We start from the raw sequence: 23,365 nt of genomic DNA, 5'->3' as shown, positions 1-23,365 counted from the left end.
ACCGGGTGTTCCGACCGGTGGCGCACCGTGACGTTCATGGCTGTTTCGGATTTCGCGATGTCTCGGCGCACGCTGCTGCGCGCAACCGCCCTCGGTGTGGTGACCGCTCCCGCCCTGGTGGCCTGCGGTGACGACGGGCCCGCACTGGTGCGAGCCAGGCCTTCGCTCACGCACGGGGTGGCGGTCGGGGATCCGCGTAGTGATGGCGCCCTGATCTGGGCTCGCTCGGATACGCCCGCGACGCTGGTGGTGGAGACGTCGGCGAGCGAGAAGTTCACCGACGTCAAGCGATTCACGGGGCCGCTGCTCACCCCGGCTACCGACGGCACCGGACGGGTGCGGGTGAACGGTCTGCCCGCCGGGCAACTCGTGCACTACCGGGTACGCCTCGACGGGGAGGGCGGCGCCAGCTCGGAGACGCTCACCGGCGTGTTCCGCACGGCGCCGACCGCGCCCGCCGACATCTCGCTGCTGTGGTCCGGTGACGTCGCCGGCCAGGGTTTCGGGATCAACCCGGACCTCGGCGGCATGAAGGTGTTCTCCGCCATGGCCGCTCGCGACCCGCACCTGTTCCTGCATTCCGGCGACTGCATCTACGCCGACAACGCGCTGAAGGAATCGGTGACGCTGCCCGACGGCCGGATCTGGCGCAACATCACCGCCGAAGCGAAAAACGCCCCCGCGGAAACCCTCGACCAGTTCCGCGGCAACTACGCCTACAACCTCACCGACGACAACTACCGCCGGTTCAACGCCGCCGTCGCCCAGATCGTCCAGTGGGACGACCACGAGACCACCAACAACTGGTCCCCCGGCGGCACGGTCGCCGCCGACAAGGGCTACACCGAGCGCAGCATGGACACCCTCGCTACGCGTTCGTGGCAGGCCTTCCACGAGTGGATGCCGTTGGAGCCCAAGGAAGCTGTCGACGGCCGCCTCTACCGCAAGATCTCCTACGGCCCGCTGCTGGACGTGTTCGTCCTGGACATGCGCGCTTACAAGGACGCCAACACCGCCAATACCGCGGCCCAGGGCCAGATCCTCGGCGCCGCCCAGATCGCCTGGCTCACCGAGGGGTTGAAGAACTCCAAGGCCACCTGGAAGATCGTCGCCGCCGACCTGCCGCTGGGTGTGGTCGTCCCCGACGGCAAGACCGCCTTCGAAGGCCCCGCCAACGCCGCCCCCGGCGCACCGTCGGGCCGCGAGACCGAGATCGCCCAGGTGCTCTCGGCGATCAAGGCGAACAAGGTCGGCGATGTCGTCTGGCTCACCGCGGATGTCCACTACACCGCCGCGCACCACTACTCCCCCGCCCGCGCCGCCTTCACCGATTTCGACGAGTTCTGGGAGTTCGTCTCGGGCCCGCTCAACGCGGGCGCGTTCGGCCCCAACCCTCTCGATCCCACCTTCGGGCCCGAGGCGGTCTATGTCCACGCGCCGCCCACCGCGAACACCTCCCCGATGGATCCGGAGTACCAGCACTTCGGCGAGGTGAAAATCGACGGCCGCACCGGAGAAATGACCGTCAACTTGTGCGACGCGACCGGAAAAGTCCTGTTCACCAAGCAACTCGCGCCCACGCGGAAATAGGTGCGAAGTACCCTGCGCAAGAACCGCGCACCTATGGTTAGCTATGCGGTCATGGGCACGCCGCATACCGTCATCTCCGAAGAATATCTCCCCACCGATACGGCGGATGTCGTTCGCACTGTGCGTGATTCGCGCGGTCGGTCGGAACGGTTGACGGTGCGCGGCGGTGAACAGACCGAAGAGTCCTATGGCCTGACCGATCAGCGCGGGGCGCTCTCGCTGCGCAAGATGAACTCGGTGCTCGACATCAACCTGGGCCGGCGCACCGTGCGCGTGCAGGCGGGCGCGAAGCTGTCCGAGATCGACCGCAGGCTCGGCGCGCACGGTCTCGGCCTGCCGGTGGTCGGCGATCATCGCGACATCACCGCGGGCGGCTTCGCCTCCGTCGGCGGGGTGAGCACCGCCTCACACCGCTACGGCATGTTCATCGACCAGATCGTCGACCTCGAGTACGTCGACCCCGACGGCCGGATCGGCACCTGCGGGCGCGGCCACCACACCGAGCGGTTCCACCGCATCCTCGGCGCGGGCGGTCGCGCGGGCATCATCACCGCCCTCACCCTGGACGTGGTCGAGGTCGACAAAGACCACACCATGCTCACCACCGACGCCGACCGGTTCCTCGACTTCGACTCCTTCGTCGAGCACGCGACCAACGAGATCACCAACCCCGGCAGCGCGGCGCTGCAGGTCGGTCGCTGGGTCGACACCGCCCCGCTGAAGGTGGCGCGCCCGGTCGGCACCGGCCAGGTGACCCTCGGCGCCGTCCGTTTCGGTCAGTGGTCGAGCCTGTACCCCACCGCCCCCACGCGCGGCCTGCGGGCCCGGCGTGAGGTCGGCACGCGGACCCGGAAGTCGCTGGGCGCCATCGCTTCCGCCGCGGGCGGCCGCGCGGGCATGCCGGTCCGCAACGCGGCGGCGGGCGCGCTGATGTTCGCGCCGAAGGTCCTCACCATGCGCGACGCCGAGTACCTGGCCGACACCGTCATCAACTCCTCCGAGCGCGGCCCCGCCTACCGCGTCGGTGTGTTCGCCCCGCTGGCCAACTACGGTTCGGTCTTCTACGGCCTGCACGATCTGTTCTCGGCGCACCGCGAGCGCTCTGGCTGCTTCACTGTCATCTCCGCGATGACCTACGGCGTGCGCTCGGAGTACCTGCGCGCCGAAGCCGCCGCCCGCGGCCTCACGCCCGCCGACTACGGCCTGATCACCTTCACCTGCCGTCTGCGTCCCTCGGCCCTGCCCTCGGAGCAGCTGCGCGAGATCGTCTCGGGCATCGACGACATCTGCCGCTCGGAGCAGGGCCTGCGCTACAGCGTCTGAGGACGGGTTCGGCGTTTCGCCCGGCTGCGCGTATGCGCGCACTGTGTTACACGCCGAACCCGCTGGTCACGTCGGGTCCGACGGCGGCTATCTGACTATCAGTCATATCCATCTCCCAGTGGATGGGATAGTCGGCTCTACGGATCACGCGGAGAAAGTGTGATGTCGGTTACGCATTTCGATCGTTCGTCGAATGCGGGCCCCATCCTCGAAAGGACCTCTGATGGTCGCTCCCACTCCGACACCCGCCGTGGACCGCTGGACCCCACGCCTGATCTTCTCGCTCGCCTCGATCGTGCTCCTGCTGGAGATGCTCGCGGTGAGCTACATGATGATCTCGACGGCGCTACCGTCGATCGCCGCGCACTACCAGACCACCCAGGGCGCCTGGCTGCTGACGTCGTTCCTGCTGGTCGGCGCCGTCACCGCGCCGCTGATCGGCAAGCTGGCGGACATGTACGGCAAGCGCAAAGCCCTGCTCGGGTGCGTGACCGTGGCAGCGGCGGGATCGCTGCTGTCGGCGATCGCGGGCAGCTACGCCGTCCTGATCGCGGGCCGTGCGCTGACCGGCCTGCTCATCCCCTGCCTGTTCCTGAGCTACTCGCTGATCCGGGACGTGTTCCCGGCGAAGACGATCGCGCTGGCGGTGAGCATCGCGACCAGCGGCATGGGGTTGATCGCGATTCCCGCGCCGTTCCTCACCGGGTGGCTGATCGACAACCACGGATTCCGCAGCATCTTCTGGTTCTTCGTCATCGGTCTCGCCGTGCTGGGCGCGCTGATCTTCTTCACGACGGCCGAGTCGTCGGTGCGGCTGCGCTCACGGATCGACCCGCTCGGAGCGATTCTGCTCGGCGGCGGCATCGCCGGCATCCTCATCGCGGTCAGCTTCGGACCGACCTGGGGCTGGCGTGACAGTACGACCATGGCGTACCTCTTCGGTGGCGTGGTGCTGCTGCTGGCCTGGCTGGCGAGCGCGCGAATGATCCGGGAACCGCTGATCGACCTCGATGTGCTCGGCCGCCGTTCGGTGCTGCTCACCACGATCGGCGCCGGACTCTGCTACGGCGCCAGCGGGCTGTTCACCATCCTGCTGCCGATGATGGCCATGACGCCCGCCGTGTTCGGGCTCGACTACGGATTCGGCGTCACCGCGGAGGGTTTCGCGATCTTCCAGGCGCCGGTGGGGCTGATGGTGGTGGTCGGCGGCGTGCTCGTGGGCGTGCTCGTCGGCCGCCGCGACGTCCGCCCCCGCATCCTGATGACCTGCGGCATGCTGCTGATGGCCGTCGGATTCGTGCTGACCGCCGCCGTGCACGACAGCAAGCCCCTGCTGATCGTCTTCGCGGGCATCTTCGGCACGGGCATGGGTATGGCCTACGCCGCGATTCCGAATCTGCTGATCGAGGCCGTGCCGCCGCAGTTGCAGGCAGGCACCGCGAGCATCGTCGGCGTCTCGCAGAGCGTGTTCCCCGCCGTCCTGCCGGTTATCGCGTTCACGATCATGAACAACTCCTACATCGCGCCGATCCCGCCGGAGATGACGCAGGGCGCGGTGTTCTACCTGGACCGCGGCTTCACGATCGCCTTCCTGATCGGTGGCGCGACCGCGCTCGTCGGTGCGGTGGTCGCAGCGGCGCTGCCCCGCCGGATCGTGCAGCTGTCCGCTCCGCGCACGGTGGAAGGACCGGAGGAAGGACTGGTGCTCGCGCACTGAGGCATTCGATGCCCAGAGCCGGTCGTGCGCTCACACGACCGGCTCTGTCGTTCTCGGGACACACCCTCCGACAACGAAAACGGTCGCCGCGACTCCCTCGGCTCGAGGGCGTCGCGACGACCGTTTCCTGGTGGATCAGTGCTTCTCGGCACCCAGGTAGTACTCGAAGACCAGGCCGGCGGCGGCGGCGAGCACGAGCACCACGCCGAGGCCGATCAGCCAGAACTGGAAGAACGCCAGGCCCAGCGCGGTCACCGAACCGGCACCCGCGAGCAGGATGGGCCAGAAGCTACCGGGCGAGAAGAAGCCCAGGTCACCGGCGCCGTCGACGATCTCGGCCTCTTCGTAGTCCTCGGGCCGCAGGTCGATGCGACGCGCGACGAACCGGAAGTAGGTGCCGATGATCAGCGACAGGCCCGCGGTCAGCACGATCGCGGTGGTGCCTGCCCACTCGACGCCGGTGCGCGACTGGGCGGTGAAGAAGCCGTAGACGATGCCCACCAGGATGAAGAACGCCGTGAGCAGTTCGAAGATCCGCGCTTCGATCCTCATATCAGAATCCTCACTTGCTCTCGTTCACCGAAGCGCTCTTGGCATCACGCTTGGTGTTGAAGGGGTACGTGGAGGTGGCCACCGGCGACTCGCCGATCGATGCCAGCGCCTCACCGTTGGTCTTGCCCTCGATGCGCGCCTGCATGTACTTGGCGTACTTCTCCGGCGAGACCGCGCGGACCTCGAAGTTCATCATCGAGTGGTAGGTGCCGCACATCTCGGCGCAGCGGCCGACGAACGCGCCTTCCTTCTCGATCTCGGAGATCTGGAAGACATTGTCGGAATGGTTTTCCTTCGGGTTCGGCATCACGTCGCGCTTGAACATGAACTCCGGCACCCAGAAGGCGTGGATCACGTCGGCGGCGGCGAGCTGGAACTCGATGCGCTTACCGGTCGGCAGCACCAGGACCGGAATCTCTTCGCTGGAGCCGAAGGTCTCGACCTTGTCGTAGTGCAGGTACGAGAGGATGTCGTTGGCCGGCTTGCCGTGCAGGGGGCCCGGCTGCGGGTGACCCTTGTCGTTCTTCAGCTCACGGTATTCGGCGAGCTGCTCTTCGTTCAGCAGCTCCTTCTCCGTGTCGATGCCGTTCCAGGTGAGACCGCCGACGTTGTTGATGTTGCGGTAGCCGAACTTCCAGTTCCACTGGAAGGCGGTCACGTCGACGGTGACATCCGGGTTGTCGGTCTTCTCGTGCACATAGTTCTGCACGACCACGGTGAAGTAGAACAGCACCGCGATGATCACGAACGGGATCGCCGTGTAGGTCAGCTCCAGCGACACGTTGTAGCCGGTCTGGCGCGGGAACTCCGGGGAGTTCTTGCGCTTGCGGTGGAAGATGACCGTCCAGAAGGTCAGACCCCAGACCAGCACGCCCATGGCGAGCGCGGCCAGCACCGACCAGGTCCACAGCTCGCGCATCCGGGTGGCCTGCGGGGTGATACCCGACGGCCAGCCGAACCGGAGCCAAACATTGTCGATCGAGCAGCCCGAGACGAGCATCGCGGTGATCCCCAAGGACACCGCCAGCCCGGCCCGCCGAAGGATCCGGCCCTGCCGACCCTTCTCGGGTCGTGCCCCGATCTCTTCGCTCGCCTTGTGCGCCACGCTCACGCCTTCCTGGTCGCCACACATTCCGACACATTGCGTCGTCCGGGCGGCGATTCGCCCGTTCCGACACCTCTTCAAAGCAGTTTCAGGCCTCTCGAAGTATTGCCGCTGTGACGCCTGCACACCTGAGAAGGACCTGAGTACTACGCAGCGTAGACCAAAGCGGGCACTGTCTTGTCGCGGGGTCACTTTCGACACTCCGCCGTGACCGCGCCGAACATCGCGACCTGCGGTTTGGCCCTCGTCTGGTGGCTGCGCACCCCGCGGGAGCGGGCGAGCGCGGCGTGTCGGGCAGGCGTGCGGCATACTCGGACACAGCGTTTCGGCCCGTTGTGGCCACCCATCATCGAACGAGAGAAGGTTGGGCGACACCGTGTGCGGACTGCTCGGATTCCTGACAGCTGATTCCGCGACGACCGCGGTGGTCGATCAGGTGTACGACGCGCTGCACTGCCAGCGGCATCGTGGCCCGGACGAGAAGGGCACCTGGCACGACGATCACATGATCTTCGGGTTCAATCGCCTGTCCATCATCGATATCGAGCACTCGCACCAGCCGCTGCGCTGGGGCCCCGCGGACAACCCGCAGCGCTATGCGATGACCTTCAACGGCGAGATCTACAACTACCTCGAGCTGCGTGAGCAGCTGGCCGCCGAGCACGGCGCCGCGTTCCCCGATGGCAAGATCTTCGCCACCGACGGTGACGGCGAGGCCATCGTGGCCGCCTTCCACTTCTGGGGTCCCGAGGCGGTGCGCAAGCTGCGCGGCATGTTCGCCTTCGCGATATGGGACACCGAGACCTCGGAGCTGTTCCTCGCGCGCGATCCGTTCGGCATCAAGCCGCTGTTCATCGCGACCGGCCCCGGCGGCACCGCCTTCGCCAGCGAGAAGAAGAGCCTGCTCGAACTGCTGAGCCCGCTGGAACTGTCCGACGAGCTGGACCCGCGCGCGCTCGAGCACTACACGGTGCTGCAGTACGTGCCAGAGCCCGAGTCGCTGCACCGCAACATCCGTCGCCTCGAGTCCGGCAACTACGCCACGGTGAAGGTCGGCCAGGAACCGATTGTCACCCGCTATTTCCGCCCCGACTTCCGGGTCCGCCCGTTCGTGGCGGGGTCGGAGAAGGCCCGCTACGCCGAGATCGCCGCGGCGCTGGAGGACTCGGTCGCCAAGCACATGCGCGCCGATGTGACCGTCGGTTCGTTCCTGTCGGGCGGCATCGACTCCACCGCCATCGCCGCGCTGGCCATGCGCCACAACCCGAAGCTGATCACCTTCACCACCGGGTTCGAGCGCGAGGGCTACTCCGAGGTCGACGTGGCCGCCGAGAGCGCCGAGCTGATCGGCGCCCGCCACATCGTCAAGGTGGTCTCCCCCGCCGAATTCGCCGCCGCGATCCCCGAGATCGTCTGGTACCTCGACGATCCGGTCGCCGACCCGGCCCTGGTGCCGCTGTACTTCGTGGCCAAGGAAGCCCGCAAGCACGTCAAGGTGGTGCTCTCCGGCGAGGGCGCCGACGAACTGTTCGGCGGCTACACGATCTACCGGGAACCGTTGTCGCTCAAGCCCTTCGAATATCTGCCCGCCGGTGCGCGCAAGTTGCTCGGCAAGCTCGGTGACAAGATCCCCGACGGCAAGCGCGGCAAGTCGCTGCTGCAGCGCGGCTCACTCAGCCTCGAAGACCGCTACTACGGCAACGCCCGCAGCTTCAACGACGCCCAGCTACGCGCGGTCCTGCGCGACTTCCGCCCCGAGTGGACCCACCAGAACGTCACCGCGCCGATCTACGCCCAGTCCGCGGGCTGGGACCCGGTCGCGCGCATGCAGCACCTGGACCTGTTCACCTGGCTGCGCGGCGACATCCTGGTCAAGGCCGACAAGATGACCATGGCCAACTCCCTCGAACTGCGCGTGCCGTTCCTGGACAACGAGGTCATGCGCGTCGCCGAGGGCATCCCGTTCGATCAGAAGATCACCAAGGAAACCTCGAAGTACGCGCTGCGCCAGGCCCTGGACGGCATCGTCCCCGACCACGTCCTCCACCGCGCCAAGCTCGGCTTCCCGGTCCCGCTGCGCCACTGGCTGCGCGGCACCGAACTCTACGACTGGGCCGAAACCCAGATCGCCGAGTCCCAGACCGACCACCTGCTGCACAAGCCTGCCGTCCTCCAGATGCTCCGCGACCACAAAGCGGGCATCTCCGACCACAGCCGCCGCCTCTGGACCGTCCTGGTCTTCATGGTCTGGCACGGCATCTTCGTCGAGGACCGCATCAAGCCCGAAATCCAGGAACCGGTCTACCCGGTCTCGCTGTAGGACCAGCACCTCGCGTTACGTGGCGACGCGGCATAACAATGTTTCCGGTCAGAGGCGACGGTCGCGAAAGAACAGCTCGATCGCTGCAGCGTTCTCGGCGGCCGATGCCCCACCGCTCAGTTTGAGCGACCGGTCGCCGTCCGTCATCACGATCTCGTGGTGACGGCTTCGCTGTACCCATTCACGGACCGCAAGGGCCAGTTGCTTCGCGACCGCCGGGCCACCCAGTGCCACGACCAGTCCGATTATCAGCCCGATATCGGCTTTAGCACCAGGCGGCACCGGCGCGTAAATCGGATCGACCGACGCCCGCAGCTGTGCGGGGAGCGACCCCAGAAAATTTCTGCAGTCCTTCGCCCGTCGCTCGATACTTCCACCGGCCACCGTTATCTCTACAACTCCCACGATGCCGACTGTAGCGGTCGCTGCGATGCCCTGCCCGACGTATCGTTGATCCGACTCGAACAAGGAGGGCTGCGCCGTGCGATACGCCATCATGGTGGGTACCGAGGATTATCCGCACGCTCGAAATCTGGATCGCCTACTCGCTCCCGCAAATGATGTCGAGCAATTCGGCACATTACTGTCGGATCCCCGGATCGGAGGCTTTCAAGTTACACCGCTTGTCAATCGCCCGCTCCGGGAAGTCAGCACTGCAATCGAGGACCGACTACTTTCCGCCACGGAGCACGACACGATCCTCATCTATATCTCGGGGCACGGAATACTGACCGAGGACGAAATGCTGCATTTTCCGATGACGGATATCGAAGCCGACTTCTACCGAAGCGGCGCACTATCGGCACAGGTACTGAAAACTCAAGTCGATCTGAGCCGCGCGAAATCGGTGATCGTGCTCCTGGATTGCTGCTACTCGGGCGCGTACTTCTCCACCAAAGCAGAGGGCGGTTTCAACCTGGATTCCGCACTCGTTGCCGGCGGGGAAGGACGGGTGGTGATCACCGCGACGACCGGGACGCACGCCTTCGAACCACTCGCAGGCGGAAATACCGAGATTGTCTCGTATTTCACCCAAGCTCTTATCGCCGGACTGTCGACCGGTGACGCCGATCGGGGCGGTGACGGATTAGTCGACACAGCCGAACTGTATCAGTTCGTCCATGAATGGCTTTTGCTCAATGCTCCGGGACAGAAACCGGTACACCGCGACGAGTCGGTCGGCAAGATCGTCATCGCGCGCAACGCACGAGGATTCGGCGTCCACCCCGAACTTCCGCCACAGATCCAGCGCGGACTGCAGAGCGACGATCACAAAACCAGAGCGGCCGTCCTCGGCTACCTACAGCGGCTCGCCGAAGCACCCGGCCCTGAGCAGTATCTCGCACAGGAATCGCTGACCTACCTGCGTAAATCGGCAGACCATAACGACCAGATCATGGACATATCTGTCAGCACTCGCCAGGCCCCCACCTGGGTGCTGCGGCAGATGGTGATCGACAGGCACAACGATCTGAATGTGCGAATTGCGGCACTGTTCGAATTGTCCACCAAAAGCACGACCAACAATGCCGCGCGGCACGACTTGATTTCGCTGGGCCGGAACGGGTCACTCGAAATCCTGCTCCGAATTCGCATCGCGGCCGAACTGGGCCGCGTTGTCGGCGAAAGTTATGCCGTCGGCGTCTTGGACGAGATGGTTGGACCGACGATGGGAAAGTTCGCTTGGGATCGATTGCGGATACTGCTTGCTGATGTCTATTCATCAAATATGCGTTGGACGCGCGGGTGGGATGTCTCCGACCTGTTCGCCGACCCCGAACTACTCTGGGGCTTGGTGATGGCAGTCATGATGGCCGTTATTGGAATCTCGTACGATCACCGAATAAAGGCAGTGAAACAACTGATCGATATGCATCGCCAGGATGATATCGGCGTAAAAGTCGCCATCGGAATGCTACGCGACCAGAGCCTGGACACCGACTTCCGGAGCAGAATTCAGCGCGAATTCGGATTGGCTTGATCACGGCGGCGGTAGCAGCTGAAATACCCGATCCTCGCGAGCCATCAGCGATGTGAGCTGATGGCCGACCGGCGCGATCAATTGGGAATCGGGCGAGCCGCGTCCGATCGAATCGGCGCCGAGCTTGTTCTGCATGGTGGAAACAATGGTCCACAGAATGGTAGCTACCGGACCTTGTTTCTCGATCTTCCCGACATTGAGTCCCTCATCGACCACCAAGACAACACCACCGACTATAAATTGGGCCGTCGCGGCGATCCGCACAGCCGAGGCCCACGGAGTCGGCAAAGTCACCTCGGCCATTACCAGGTAACCGATCATTCCTGCCGTCATCAGATAAATTGCTACCCAACGCAGCGGGTGGGCATCTCTGATCAGGACGAGAGCGGGTATCAGCGACGCTGCGATAGATGTCAGTGTCAACAACCCGATGGCAACAGACAACAGCCACTGAGGTTCCCAATGCCATACCCACTCGGTGAGGATCACCGCGGCTGCCACGAACATCAGCAACGCGATAGCCGCCATCGCGGTGCGGAATTCACGCCACAGGTCGATCAGCCCCTCGGGCATTACCGGATCTCCCTTTTCTCATTCGATCTCGCTGGTGTACGCAGTGTTCGGGGCCGCCCCGTGAACTCACCCACCGGGAAATACGCCGATGATCAATCCAGCGGTGGCCGCGCCGAGCACGAGAAGCGTGAGGGTGGCCGCGACCAGGCTGTGTGCCCGTGCCGCTACGCGGCCGACCCGGAACCCGCGAGGCGCGCCGAGCTCACGGCGGCTGGTATCTCGCACCTCGGGGTTCACCGCATCACGGGCGATGCCCGACGTGCCGAGACCACTGACCCACTGCAAGGGCTCGGCCAAGTCTTTCGGCGTCATATCGAATCCGGATCGATAGAACCGGACCGCGCCGACGTGCTGCTCCAGGGCGCGGACGCTGTCACCCCATTCCGCGGTCTCGAGCCACGTGCGCACAGCCAGCTGAGACGGCGGCCCATCGGCGCCACTGCCCAGGTCCCGACCGATCGCCGAGCCGACGAGTGCGTCCGCTTTACTCACCACTACGGCGACCCGCCGGATCCGCCGGAGTTTCCCCCGCGCACGCAGCGTGGCCAACAATCGTCCGACCACCGCATCCGCGGCGACACTGATCGCAATGACGCCTCCACCCAGCGCTGAGTGCACCCTCGCACGCTGCTCGTCGTCGAGTGATTGCACCACGGTGTCCAGAGCCATCGGATCGACGACAACGACCAATCCGGTGGCGTGGTCCAGATAGGTTTGAGAATCGCTGCGATCCCCTGACGTGTACCACTCCCCGGCAGGGTCGTAGAGGTAGAGAATCCGATCTCCACGTCCGCCGGTGGAAACATCCACCATCAGTCCGTCCGGCAGCCTGTCCGGCAGCGTCTTGTGCAGCCGCGCGCCGCCCTGGATCAGTTCGACCCCGGTCTGGAACTGCACGTGCTGGTCTGACATCGCGAACGTCATCGCATGCTCACCAAGTTTGGTGTCGAGTGCCATCAGCGACAGGTGGACAAACGTGCTCTTACCTGCCGCGATTCCACCGACAATCGGAATGTTCACGACTGGAACCCGCCCGATCCGGGCTGGTAGATCACGAACACAATGCGGACACACTGCCGCAAGTCCGTGTCGACCACGCAAGATCGTCGTAGGCAGCGGCATGCCACATCGACAATCGTGACTGAACACCCCGAGCCGGTTCGGACTGAGCCGCCGGTGCATCTGCTGACACGCGGGACACCGATACGCGGGCAACATGATCCGTCGATAGCACCCAGCGTGCGGGCACAATTGCCGCACGCCACGCCACAGCGCGGTGATCCGTTCTATACCTGCCAATCCCAGTCCGATCGCGCCCCACACTGCAGTCGCCACCACCGCACAAACGAAGGTTATCGAGGCCACCGTCGCCAGAGCCAGCACAGGTCCGATCGCCAGCCCGACCGATACTGCAAACGCCGTCGGCAGTACGACCATGACTCCCCCCGAGTGGGCCTTGGCCCATTGGAAGAGCCGATTCACCAGGGCCGCATACACCGAGCACGTCCGGGTGAACACCCGCCACGTATCCCGATGGAACTGCCCTGCCAAGTAGGCCTGGTGCGCTGGATCAGGAGCATCGGCGACATCGGGGTCCGGTATGCCGGGCTGTTCGACGAACTGAAGCGTGCGATCGCTGAACACCGCCCACGCAGCAATTCCGTAGTGATACAGCGTCAGCGCCGTGGCCAGCGCCGTGACCACCGCTGCCACCACCGGCACTGCCATCACCTGCAGTACGAAAAACCCAACGACCAAGCCGACGGCAAGCAGAGCGAAGACCAGGGCAAAGCCGTCGCCGTCATTCACGACCGGACCTTCCCTTCCATGCAGCGAACTTCGCGCCGATGCCGGACGAATCCGGACCGCTGATGAACTCGAGGAGTTCCCTTTCCAGGCTCGGGTCGCGCCGCCGCAGTTCTGCGAGAACCACACGTCGTTCGGCTTTTCCCCGTACCCGGACACGCAGGATCTGCTCGAGCTCGGCACTGCGGAACTTGAGCCTGCGGACCTGAAGGACCAGCTCGACGACGTCCGCTGGGGGCCGTGGGTGATCATCGCCGTCGATCCAGCGGCCGACCAGCTGTACATGCCACGCAGGAGCAAGATCGAGCAGTTCCGCCTGCACCTCGGGTACGTAGTCGACGAATGCCCGTGCCAGCAGCCAGACCCCCTGGGCGATCAGCTGTTCGGAGCTGCGCCGCCTGGCTTGATAGGCCGCACGGAGGTGGTCGACTGGACTGCGGTTGGCACCGACAGCTTTGAGCACACCGTCGACATCGATGATGAACCTCGAGTGGTCTTCGAAGCTGGTCAACATGCGGGTCGGCCGCGGCTGGTCCTCAGCGATCTTGGTGAGGACAATGGCCCCTAGTTCAGCACGAGATCGCCATTGTGTGTCGGTGTCGTGGATAGTGCGGTCCAGCACCGCCGCGATCTCGGTGCCGAACACCACGGTGCACCCGAACACGGCGACAAGATCGGCGCACCATCTGGGATCGGCGACGCGACCTCGCCACAATCGGCTGATCAGGCGGGCGAGTTCCCCGTCGACCAGGGTCCCCGCTTCGCGCCTGGCGGCGAGTTCTGCCAGGAATTCGGTTCCGACATAGGGTGCTTCACGAGAACGCCGAGCCTGCAGATAGAGCCCAACCACCTCGGGAACCCGCACGCCACCGACCGACAACCGCGTGCACAGGTCATCGGTCAATGCGTGATCGCGCACTTGCCAGTCGGCGGCGGCGATCGCCCTGCACGCGCCGTCGATCAGCGCCGGCCGAACAGTGGCTGGACACCGGTCGATCGACCCGACGATCGCCGTCGGATCGGCGTGAGCGGCACGACGAGCAGCGGCGACGATCGCTTGATATTCGCCCGAGATACCCGCGTCCGCACTGGTGGTGAGCACCTCGACCAGATCGGTGAAACTCGCGGTGCGCCGGATCTCATTGTCGACGGCTTGCCGGACGCCCGATTCGAGTCGGGGTCGACGCTCCACATCGGCCGCCGTGTAGAGCCGGAGCGCGACCTGCAGACGCACCGTCGACATCGCCGCATCCAGCGCCGTCCACGCGGAATCGGGCAACAGCGGTCCGGCCCGATGCAAACAACCCGCCAGGATCTCCAGCTCCGAGGGGTCGAGCACTACGCCATGAGCGAAGGAACATACCGCGCCGGCGGCATCGATCTCACCGACCACTTCGGCAGTCTCGACGACCTCGTCGAGCCGATCGAAATCGCCGACGCGCCAAGCATCAACCACGATCTGGACGTAGCGCCGGTACTCATCCGCGGTAGTCGGGCCGGGCTTGTCGAGATGGAACACCATCCCGCGCGGCCGCGTGGACTCCCACACCGCAGGGGTCGTACCCACCAATCGCTGATGTGCGATGACCGGCTCGCCGGAGTAGGTGGTGAAGCTCAGCTCGGTGACGACCGAAGTGGGCAGCGAATAGCTCAGGGCGGCGATGTACCGAGCGACGTCGTCACTGTCGTTCGCGGTCAGCACGATCGACTCGCCACCCGCGCCCTCGTGCTGGCAGATCGCTCCCAGGAGAGCACCCAGCAGGCGATAGCCGCTGTCGCCCCTACTGGCAAGAAACTGCTGTACCCGAACAGGATCGAGCACGCCACCGGATTCGACGACGTCCAATGATGCGAGCTCCGACTGCGCCGCGACGCGGGTCGGCCAGGTCGGGGAGCCCCACAGCTCAATCGGGCGTAAGCCCTCCAGCTCCTGCTCGGTGGCGATCAGTCCGTGGCTGAGGTAGTTGCCGTACCGGCCGGAGTAGTCACGTCCGAGATAGCACGACTGGGCGATCACAAAATTCGCGCCGGCTCGGGCATAGGTCAGCGAGACCGGGAACCGAGCCAACTCATAGTCGGCAGGTTGGGTCGGCGCGTCCAGCGGCGGCCGATACGACATGTACGGCGCCAGGATCTGCTGTTCGTCGACTCCGGCGTCCGGACTCGACGCGACGTACTGGAAGCCCGCGTAGCCGGACATCCCCTGCGCCACCGATGAATACTGCAGCTGTTTGACCATGTCCGACTCACCCCTTGATCGACGCGACCATGCCGAATTCGTGCAGCAACCACAGCATCGGGTCCTCCGCGCGATGTGGCTGAATCCCGGCCGCGTGCACTGTGGCGTCATCGGGGACGTTGCCCAGTGCCGACAGACCGAACAGGTTGTAGCGACGGTAGTTGTGTTCCAGGAAACGATCGAGTCCGTCGGCGCCCCGCTGTTCGAGCAGACTTCGGATCTCCTCGTGAACCGCGATGCGATCGGCGCGGTTGTGTCGGCCACTCGACGCGGGGCGGGGCCGCATCAGCACCGAGTTTCCCGGCAACTGCGCCCGCAGCGAATCCACCTTGGTTAGTGCAACAGCCATCGGGATAGCCAGGCGCGCACCAGCTTTTGCACCTGCACGGGCGCGCAGGTGGTCGGTGACCCGCCGGATCACGTCGGTCTCGGCCGAGGTCGACGCCGCGTCCGGATCCACCAGGTAGATCATGGCGTCGGCGGCCGCGAGGTAGTCGGCCAGCGTTCGGCCGACCTGTGACTCGGTCGCGAAATCCTCGCCCGCGTTGTCGAACAACACCAGCGTCATGGCCGGGTGCTTGCCCCTGGTCGGGTTACCTTTGCCCCGCGTGAGTTTGTAGATCAGCGGCCGGTTCATCGTCGTCGTCGCCGAACGTGTGGCGGGTAGGAGCTGGTTGTCACTGTAGAGCGCGCGCCGGAAGTCGTTCTCGTAGCGTTCGGCCGTCACATCGTCGCAGTTGGTCAGTGACAGATCGAACTCGCCGCCGATACGGTTCTTCAACTCGTGGACGAGCACTGCGATGTAGGTGCTCTTGCCTGCACCTTTCGCACCTACCATCGCGACGATCCGGCTGTCCGCGGCCAGATAGGCCTCGGGAAGTTGGCTGTGGCAATTCGGGCACAGCCGGTGCGTCGATTCCAGTGCGCACGTAGGGCATTCGGCCAAGGAGCGTCTACCGTCCGCCGAGAACACCGGACCGAGCGACTCACGTTTGCCGTGGGAGAAAGCAGCCAACGTCTCGTCCACTGTGCCCGCACACCCTCGCTGACCGAAAGATTGTCCACGGCAACGAAATTGAATTGCGCGCCGAGCTGTCTTCACAAAGCAGTAGGGGCAGGTGACGGTATCGCGCCGAGCGAGCCATTGCATGGATCATCCCTTTCGCATCTGGTCGTGCGGCGGATCGTCGAGTTCGATGTCGGTACCGGTCGCGAAGCCACGCAACCAGTAGGGCTTGGCCTGGCGCGGCACCGGCAGTACCAGTCGGGCGGGAGCGCCCGGCGAGATCGGCTGATCGCGGAGCTCGCCGAGGATGGTGCACTGCTGCACGTCAAGCGGCATCACCCGGCCGGAACGGAGCCCTAGACTGAACGAATTCAGTCGGGTCGGCGCATCAGCGGTGAGCTCCACGATAAGTTCTCGCCGCCAGGGAGGTCCCTGGATATCGACCCGATAGCAGATCCGAATGCGCCGGGCAATGGTGCGGACTGTCGCGATGCCACGCCGTATGCCGTCACCGTGACGGACGACGGGGATCACCCGCACCTCGGTCGGGTGCGCGCGATCAACTCGCAATCTCAGTCCGCCACCTGCCTGATACTGCGCGAAAGTGGCCGATCGCCGATGTGTCCGGCCTGCGTTGTCCCACTCCACATCCAGCACCTCGAGTTCGCGAGGCCACGCCATACTTACTACGACCTCGTCACCAGCGGCAGTTGCGGTCACATCCCCGAGATCGGCGGTCGGTACGAAGTCAGCGGTCGCGCCAACGATTCCGGTGCCACCGACCACCGTCACCGCCAGAAACATCGCGGCCTTGATCGGGCGGTCGATAACCAGTCCCCCACGCCGGACGGTGCCCGAAACCCGCTCGGCCGCGGCCCTCAGCTCGTTCAAGGAGAGTCGATGACCGACCGGCCAGCGCGCGGATGTGGCGGCACCGAGTCGGAATATCTGCACATGGCCGCCCGGCGCGTCGTCATAAGACAGTACGAGTGTTCCACCCTCCTCACTCAAGTCGAGTCGTCGTACCGGTTCGGGGGTGCGTACTGGCGTGCCGGTGTGGGCTGTGCCCGGGGTTTCGACCTCGCGTCCCTCGGTATCGAGGTAGACGCCGGTGACGCGGTACTGATAGCTGCGCCCGTTGACCACCGTCTTGTCGAGGAAACCGGTTCGCGTGCAGTCGATATCGACCCAGCGCTGACTGTCGTGCCGGCCGGTCTCCCGGCGACGAACTCGCACAGCGGCCATCGCGACCACCGGTTCCCATCGGCCTTCGACCACCGCATCGGCGAACTCGAGCTGGACCGCGCCAGGTTCGACGCGCACCGTCAGCGGGCCCGCGATCGTGAGCGCCGATTCGGTGTCACCTCGGCACGCGATCACCCCGTAGTACACCGCCTGGTTGACCGGCGGTGCCGAATCGACCACGGCGGTCTTTTCGGTGGTGCGGATGTGCCCGTCATGATCTTCCGCGTGCTCAGGTGGCCGGCCACTCTGCCGAACCAAGCGGTAGCTGATCTCGCCCGCAGTCGACCGGGTCTTCTCCCAGTGCACCGTGACCGCCGCCCCATCGGCCAGGACCCGGACCGAGCCGACCGCCGCGGGTCGCAGACGCGACCGAAGGCCCGCCAACTCCGGATGGTCGGGCACGGCGGCGACGATCGCTTCGATTTCTCGCCACTCCTGGTCGCCGTCGACAGACTGGGTCGTCGCACGCAGCTGCGTACACCGCCGATCGGCCTCATTCACTCTTGCCCGGACCTGTTCGGCCAATTCAGCGGCGTCGCTGGGCAGAGTGGCCAGTTGCACGAACTGCCATGCCGCGTAGACCTCGTCTGAGTCGACCAGGTCGTGCAGTCGCAAGTACTCAGCGCTCGCGCCGACCGCGGAGTCCTCGTTGAGGATCGCGAACACCAGTCGGCGTGCGTCGCCCACCGCCAGTCGAAGTTCGTCGGTCGCAAACCCCAGTAGTCCGCTGGGGGTGGTTCCGAGACGTCTGCGCGCACGCAACAAATCGGCCACTTCGTAACGCACCAGGTCGAGCAGTCCGCTCGGACCCTTCTTCGCGGCTTCCGCGCACGCCGCGTGGATAGCCACGGCATGGTCCTGACTGCTGTCGCGTGGGCGGTGTTCCCAATATTGTTTCGAGGTAGCGATCGCCGACGCCCCCAGGGTGACCCCAGCCGGAGCGCCCAACGCGAACTTGTCCAGGACCGACAAGCCGGTGCAGGGTCCGGTGCGAACCAAGAAGTCGAGCAGGTGCCGATGCCCAAGCGCGTCGATGCTCTGCCGATACTGCCGGAATCGGGGCACCGGCGGGTCGGTGAGCAGACGGTCGGGATCGGCGATCCGCACGTCCCCGAGGCGGCTGATCGCCGTCGAGACCTCCGCTTCGGTCAGCCCGTACGAGCCGCCCAACCGCAGGGCCGCCTGCTTGCTCACCAAGGCCGTCGCGCCCGCCAACTCTCGGATCTCGGCGGTGAATCGTGCAGTGCGCTCCTCGGTCTGGTGCCGTTCCCCGCTGATGGACCGTCGGATCTGTGAGTCATCGCCGCGCGCGGCCCGTTCGAAGGCCTCGTGCAGGTTCGCATGCTCGGCCGACATCCTGTCGATGAGCACCAGCAGCTTGGTCTTCTTGCGCAGCCGCGGCCACGACTTGCGCACCACCGCCGCCTGCGCCGCAAGTTCTGGGCCACGTAGGCCCTCGATCTGATAGCGCTCCTGAATACCGGGGAGGGAATCAGCGCCGCGATTCACCACGTCGGTGAGGAAAGCGACGTAGCGGGCTTCGTCGAATGTCATCAGAAGCTACCGTTGCGCCCTGGCCTCGACCCTCTCGGCGCCTGAGCTCACCGCTCCCACGCGCACTCCACACTGAGCTCCAACCGCTCACCGGTCTCTTGTTCGATCGCGGCGATCTCGAGCAATCCGCTGGTGGAGAGCGCGAAGCTCACCTCGATCGGCCACCCGGCACGTTTGCCCGCAGGAATCGGGATGTGCCCGTCAGCGATCTGGGTATTGTTCTCGAGCTCGTCGGACTCACGAATGCCAGCCTGTTCGAATACCACGACGTGAATGCCGCGCTGGTCGTCTTCGAGCGTGCCGAACTCCTCGGTGACCGACGCGGGCAGCGGATCGTTGCTGTGGATCATGTGCGAAACGCTGCTGAGTCGCGTAGACGGATCGGTCACCTTGATCCCGAATCCGCGCGAGGCTACCGTGCGTATCGATCGCTTCGCGATCGATACCTCCTGTGCTGCCGACAAACCTGCGTCCAGCGCCAGCCTTTTGGCCGTGCTCTTGTCACCGGCTCGCAGCGCATTGCGGTAGGTCTCCTCGAACGCGTAGCGCGCCGCACCCTTGGCCACCGCGAGGTCGGGGTCATGTAGGCGCGCGGTGATGCCGAACTCTTCCTGAATTCGTGCCGCGACAGCGGGCATTTTTGTCGAGCCGCCCACCAGCAGGATTTCATCGACCTGCCCCACGCCCCGTTCCTTTGCCAAATCCAGTGTGCGACGGGCGATTTCGACGGTGCGATCCAGGAGATCGGCTGTCAGCTCGGTAAAATCGGTCCGGGTCAAAGTGATGTCGGCGCGGTGCACATCGTGGGTGAAACGCTTGAGCACCTCCGAACCCGCCGTAAGTTTCCGTTTGACGTCCTCGGCGAGCTGATAGAGCGACTGCTCGGTCTCCGGGTCTTCGAGCGGGTCGCCGGCGTCCGGGTGCTGGCGGCCGAACACTTCGACGAAATGCTCCACCAGCCGCTGATCCCAATCGATGCCACCGAGGCTGTGATCGCCATCGGTACAGACCACGGTGATGTCGCCGTCGCGCAGCGAGATGACCGTGGTGTCGAAGGTGCCGCCGCCGAGATCGTAGACCAGAATATCGATATCGCGATCGGCGTTGATCACGCCGTAGTCGATCGCGGCTGCTACTGGCTCACTGACGATGTCGATCACGTTCAGTCCGGCGAGCTCGCCGGCGCGCTTGGTCGCAAGTCGTTCGCCCGCCCCGAAATACGCGGGAACAGTGATGACGACATCCTCGACCGGCCCGCCGGTGAAGATTCGCGCTTCCTCGGCGAGCTTCTCCAAGACAAACCGCGATACTTCGTGCGGCGCGAAGCGCTGCCCGTGGATTTCGGCGGTCTCGTACTCCCGGCCGATCTCACGCTTGATCCGGCTCACGACCTGCCCTGGACGCAATGCGGCCATATCCTTGGCAGCCGAGCCCACCACGGTCCGGTCCGCCGCCTCGAAATAGACCACCGACGGAAGCGTCGGCAATTCCTCGGTAGTGAGGGGCACGATGGTCGGCCTGCCGACCTCATCGAGGTAAGAGATGCAGGAGTAGGTGGTTCCCAGGTCGATTCCGAACACGGTCATCGGGGAGCATCCTCACTGGTGGTCTGGGCGGGTTCGGTGTCAGAACAACGGGCGAGTTCGATATCGGCCCGGCGGACCACGCGATCGCCCTTGGTGAATCCATTGGTGAGACAGGCGAAAACTGTGCCGTCGAGCGCTGGATCACCGACCGCACAGTCACGCCGACGCCGGTGCCGGACAGGGTCGAAGGTCTCACCGGATTCAGGTGTGAACGGGACAAGACCCAGCCGCTCGAGCGCTTCGGAGACGTCCTCGGCGAACGCATCGAAAAGATGGGACGCAGCGAGTGCTGTCCCCGCACCCGTCGACCATTGCTCCGCTTCACGGCGCAAATCCGTATAGAGCGCGAACAGGGAGTTGCGCACCGGCTCGAGAACAACATCCCATTCGCCGCGCCGCAGCATCTGGTTGTCTTCGTGTAGTCGATCAATGATCCGCTCCCTGGCCGCAGCACGCTCATGCTCACTGGCCACAACCTCGGCCAGTTCTCGCAGTGCCGAAGCGATGTCCCCGGTTGACATCTCCGTTGTCGGCCGCGTCCCCTCGCCGACAACACCCGCGTCGTCGCGCGAAAGCCGATTCAATGATTTGTCCGTTATCACTGCTCCCCCAACGCATCTCGGTGATCAACCGTGCTATGCACGGGCGACAGTAGCACCGGAATCCGCTCCTGGCATGTCGACCTCCGAAATCCCTACTGCCGCAGATCAGGCGAGCACAGTCTTGCCGTCCGAGCACACCGTGCACGCATGCCTACCGATGTCGCCATCCCGGCCGGCAACGGATCCTGTTAGACAAGATGCGTTTCGACGACTTCTCGGTTCGCCGCGCGCCCCCTCGACCGGCGAGCCGGGTCACGTCAGCGTCAGAGCTCCAGCCCTTGGTGAGCCATGAGGACGGCGGCGAGAATACCTGCGCAGACACCGGTCGGAAGACACAGAAAACGCCCCCTGGTCCGAAGATCCAGAGGGCGCTCGTGTTCCGCAGGTCAGAGCAGGAAGGCCAGTTCGTCGGCGGCATCCGAGCCGTAGGCCTTGGTGAGGCGCTCGAGGGCGTCGTCGGTGTTGAGGGTCCACTCCTGGGTGCCGGTGGTCTCCAGGATCAGGACGGCGATCAGGGAGCCGAGCTGGGCGGCGCGTTCCAGGGTCAGGCCGGCGCGGTGGGCGGTGAGGAAACCGGCGCGGAAACCGTCGCCGACGCCGGTCGGGTCGACCTTGGCCACCTCGGGCACCACACCGACGCGGATCTCGGTGCCGTCGGCGTCGACGACGAGCACACCTTCGGAGCCCAGCGTGGTGACCCGGATGCCGACCTTGGCGGTGATGTCGGCTTCGCTGAGGCCGGTCTTCTGCTGCAGCAGGGCCCACTCGTACTTGTTGGTGAACAGGTAGGCGGCGCCGTCGACCAGTTCGGTTGCCTGCTCGCCGTCGAGACGGGCCAGCTGCTGGGACGGGTCGGCGGCATAGGCGATGCCCTGCGCCTTGGCCTGGCGGGTGTGCGCGACCATCGCGTCGGGGTCGTTCGCCCCGACCAGCACCAGGTCGACATCGTGCGCGGCGGCGATCGCGGCGATATCGATATCGCGCGCCTCGCTCATCGCCCCCGGGTAGAACGACGCGATCTGCGCCATCGTCTCGTCGGTGGTGCATACGAACCGGGCGGTGTGCGATGTCGCGGACACGTGCACGGCCGAGCAGTCGACGCCGCTGGCCTCCAGCCACTGGCGGTACTCGGCGAAGTCGGCGCCGACGGCACCGACGAGCACCGGACGCTGCTTCAGCAGGCCCATCGCGTAGGCGATGTTGCCCGCCACTCCGCCGCGGCGGATCTGCAGATCGTCGACGAGGAAGCTCAAGGACACATGATCGAGTTGATCGGCGAGCAGCGCATCGGCGAACCGGCCGGGGAAGCGCATGAGGTGGTCGGTGGCGATGGATGCGGACACGGCAACAGACACGAGGCAGGGCCCCTTCGACGCTAGACGAGGAAAACAGAAAGTCCGGGATCACCCGATCCCGGACTTCAACGTTAGCAAGCGCTACCGCCTGTGGTTCACCTGTTCGCTACCTCGCCACGCAACCACAATGATCCCGGGCGCGCCCTCGAAGGCGAGGTTACGGCGCCGCTAACCCGCGGCGCCGAACATCAGTTGAACGAATCGCCGCAGGCGCAGGAACCGGTGGCGTTCGGGTTGTCGATGGTGAAGCCCTGCTTCTCGATGGTGTCGACGAAGTCGATCGAGGCGCCGTCGATGTACGGGGCGCTCATGCGATCGACGGCCAGCTTCACGCCGGAGAACTCCACGACGATGTCACCGTCGAGGATGCGATCGTCGAAGAACAGCTGGTAACGCAGACCGGCACAGCCACCGGGCTGCACGGCGATCCGCAGGGCCAGATCGTCGCGGCCCTCCTGGTCGAGCAGCGCCTTCGCCTTGATGGCGGCAGCGTCGGTCAACGTCGCACCGTGGGTCTCGGTGGCGGTCTCGTTCTGCACAGTCATGGACACTCCTAGTTCGACTCAGCCCGTCAACGGACCTCAGGTGCACAGCGCACGACTGTCTTCAACGCTGTCGCAGCAACTGCTATTCCTATTTTGCCACCCTCGGCGCAGCCAGTGGACGCCACCTGGGTGCTTGTGCCCACAGTACGCCCTGTGACGGCGTGATCTGCGTCGCAGCCCGGCCGCGGATGAGACCGGGCCCACCGCTGAACGGACCGCATTTCCCGATGGTCGGCATCATCGAATAGCCTGGTGAACGTGAAATT

The 23,365-nt window shown here is 65.2% G+C and carries 17 protein-coding genes; 5 read left to right on the top strand and 12 right to left on the bottom strand.

The window, feature by feature from the left end:
* Positions 1 to 36: 36 nt before the first annotated feature.
* The 3 genes from ACWFRF_RS22940 to ACWFRF_RS22930 all read left to right on the top strand — a co-directional run bounded on the left by ACWFRF_RS22940 (position 37) and on the right by ACWFRF_RS22930 (position 4,630).
* Positions 37 to 1,590: an alkaline phosphatase D family protein gene (locus ACWFRF_RS22940; protein WP_452452163.1), complete on the top strand. Its 1,554-nt coding sequence runs from the start codon at positions 37 to 39 to the stop codon at positions 1,588 to 1,590.
* A gap of 51 nt (positions 1,591 to 1,641) precedes the next feature.
* Positions 1,642 to 2,913: an FAD-binding oxidoreductase gene (locus ACWFRF_RS22935; protein WP_378660387.1), complete on the top strand. Its 1,272-nt coding sequence runs from the start codon at positions 1,642 to 1,644 to the stop codon at positions 2,911 to 2,913.
* 223 nt (positions 2,914 to 3,136) lie between these two features.
* Positions 3,137 to 4,630 (top strand): MFS transporter, encoded by a 1,494-nt coding sequence (locus ACWFRF_RS22930; RefSeq protein ID WP_452452161.1) that lies wholly within the window; start codon positions 3,137 to 3,139, stop codon positions 4,628 to 4,630.
* A 135-nt stretch (positions 4,631 to 4,765) separates the two neighbouring features.
* On the opposite strand, the gene ACWFRF_RS22925 is transcribed toward ACWFRF_RS22930, so the two are convergent.
* Both ACWFRF_RS22925 and ctaC read right to left on the bottom strand, forming a co-directional pair.
* Positions 4,766 to 5,182 carry a cytochrome c oxidase subunit 4 gene (locus tag ACWFRF_RS22925; protein WP_379226533.1) on the bottom strand — a complete coding sequence of 139 codons (417 nt, stop codon included), beginning with the start codon at positions 5,180 to 5,182 and terminating at the stop codon, positions 4,766 to 4,768.
* A 10-nt stretch (positions 5,183 to 5,192) separates the two neighbouring features.
* Positions 5,193 to 6,182 (bottom strand): aa3-type cytochrome oxidase subunit II, encoded by a 990-nt coding sequence (gene ctaC, locus ACWFRF_RS22920; RefSeq protein ID WP_452452264.1) that lies wholly within the window; start codon positions 6,180 to 6,182, stop codon positions 5,193 to 5,195.
* A 481-nt stretch (positions 6,183 to 6,663) separates the two neighbouring features.
* On the opposite strand from ctaC, the gene asnB reads away from it, so the two are divergent.
* Complete coding sequence (gene asnB / locus ACWFRF_RS22915; protein ID WP_452452263.1) at positions 6,664 to 8,607, top strand: asparagine synthase (glutamine-hydrolyzing); 1,944 nt, start codon at positions 6,664 to 6,666, stop codon at positions 8,605 to 8,607.
* Positions 8,608 to 8,655: 48 nt separating this feature from the next.
* Here the strand turns inward: asnB and ACWFRF_RS22910 are convergent, their stop codons facing one another.
* A complete protein-coding gene (locus tag ACWFRF_RS22910; protein ID WP_378636549.1) occupies positions 8,656 to 9,012 on the bottom strand; it encodes a hypothetical protein in 357 nt (118 codons plus the stop codon).
* A 76-nt stretch (positions 9,013 to 9,088) separates the two neighbouring features.
* Between ACWFRF_RS22910 and ACWFRF_RS22905 the strand changes: the two genes are divergently transcribed.
* Positions 9,089 to 10,588, top strand: coding sequence for a caspase family protein (locus tag ACWFRF_RS22905; RefSeq protein ID WP_452452159.1), 1,500 nt, complete (start codon positions 9,089 to 9,091; stop codon positions 10,586 to 10,588).
* Here ACWFRF_RS22905 and ACWFRF_RS22900 read toward each other — a convergent pair whose 3' ends face one another.
* The 9 genes from ACWFRF_RS22900 to ACWFRF_RS22860 all read right to left on the bottom strand — a co-directional run bounded on the left by ACWFRF_RS22900 (position 10,589) and on the right by ACWFRF_RS22860 (position 23,099).
* Positions 10,589 to 11,161 (bottom strand): hypothetical protein, encoded by a 573-nt coding sequence (locus ACWFRF_RS22900; protein ID WP_452452157.1) that lies wholly within the window; start codon positions 11,159 to 11,161, stop codon positions 10,589 to 10,591.
* A gap of 66 nt (positions 11,162 to 11,227) precedes the next feature.
* Positions 11,228 to 12,970: a TRAFAC clade GTPase domain-containing protein gene (locus ACWFRF_RS22895; RefSeq protein WP_452452155.1), complete on the bottom strand. Its 1,743-nt coding sequence runs from the start codon at positions 12,968 to 12,970 to the stop codon at positions 11,228 to 11,230.
* The gene (locus ACWFRF_RS22890; RefSeq protein ID WP_452452153.1) at positions 12,963 to 15,206 is read right to left on the bottom strand and encodes a GAP1-N2 domain-containing protein; all 2,244 of its coding nucleotides are present in this window, start codon (positions 15,204 to 15,206) and stop codon (positions 12,963 to 12,965) included. The genes ACWFRF_RS22895 and ACWFRF_RS22890 overlap by 8 nt, the downstream gene beginning before the upstream one ends.
* 7 nt (positions 15,207 to 15,213) lie before the next feature.
* Positions 15,214 to 16,233, bottom strand: a complete 1,020-nt coding sequence (locus tag ACWFRF_RS22885; protein WP_452452151.1) for a TRAFAC clade GTPase domain-containing protein — start codon at positions 16,231 to 16,233, stop codon at positions 15,214 to 15,216.
* A gap of 126 nt (positions 16,234 to 16,359) precedes the next feature.
* Complete coding sequence (locus ACWFRF_RS22880) at positions 16,360 to 19,011, bottom strand: hypothetical protein (protein WP_452452149.1); 2,652 nt, start codon at positions 19,009 to 19,011, stop codon at positions 16,360 to 16,362.
* A 47-nt stretch (positions 19,012 to 19,058) separates the two neighbouring features.
* Positions 19,059 to 20,591 (bottom strand): Hsp70 family protein, encoded by a 1,533-nt coding sequence (locus tag ACWFRF_RS22875; RefSeq protein ID WP_452452147.1) that lies wholly within the window; start codon positions 20,589 to 20,591, stop codon positions 19,059 to 19,061.
* A gap of 2 nt (positions 20,592 to 20,593) precedes the next feature.
* Positions 20,594 to 21,118 (bottom strand): nucleotide exchange factor GrpE, encoded by a 525-nt coding sequence (grpE, locus tag ACWFRF_RS22870; protein WP_452452145.1) that lies wholly within the window; start codon positions 21,116 to 21,118, stop codon positions 20,594 to 20,596.
* A 467-nt stretch (positions 21,119 to 21,585) separates the two neighbouring features.
* Positions 21,586 to 22,512, bottom strand: a complete 927-nt coding sequence (locus ACWFRF_RS22865) for a carbohydrate kinase family protein (RefSeq protein ID WP_387447687.1) — start codon at positions 22,510 to 22,512, stop codon at positions 21,586 to 21,588.
* A gap of 230 nt (positions 22,513 to 22,742) precedes the next feature.
* On the bottom strand, positions 22,743 to 23,099 hold the full coding sequence (locus ACWFRF_RS22860; protein WP_067459056.1) for a HesB/IscA family protein: 357 nt from the start codon (positions 23,097 to 23,099) through the stop codon (positions 22,743 to 22,745).
* Positions 23,100 to 23,365 lie beyond the last annotated feature (266 nt).

Source organism: Nocardia sp. NPDC055165 (genome assembly GCF_053606985.1).
Note: the sequence above shows the minus strand (reverse complement) of the source record. Positions and strands in the feature narration are given on the sequence as shown.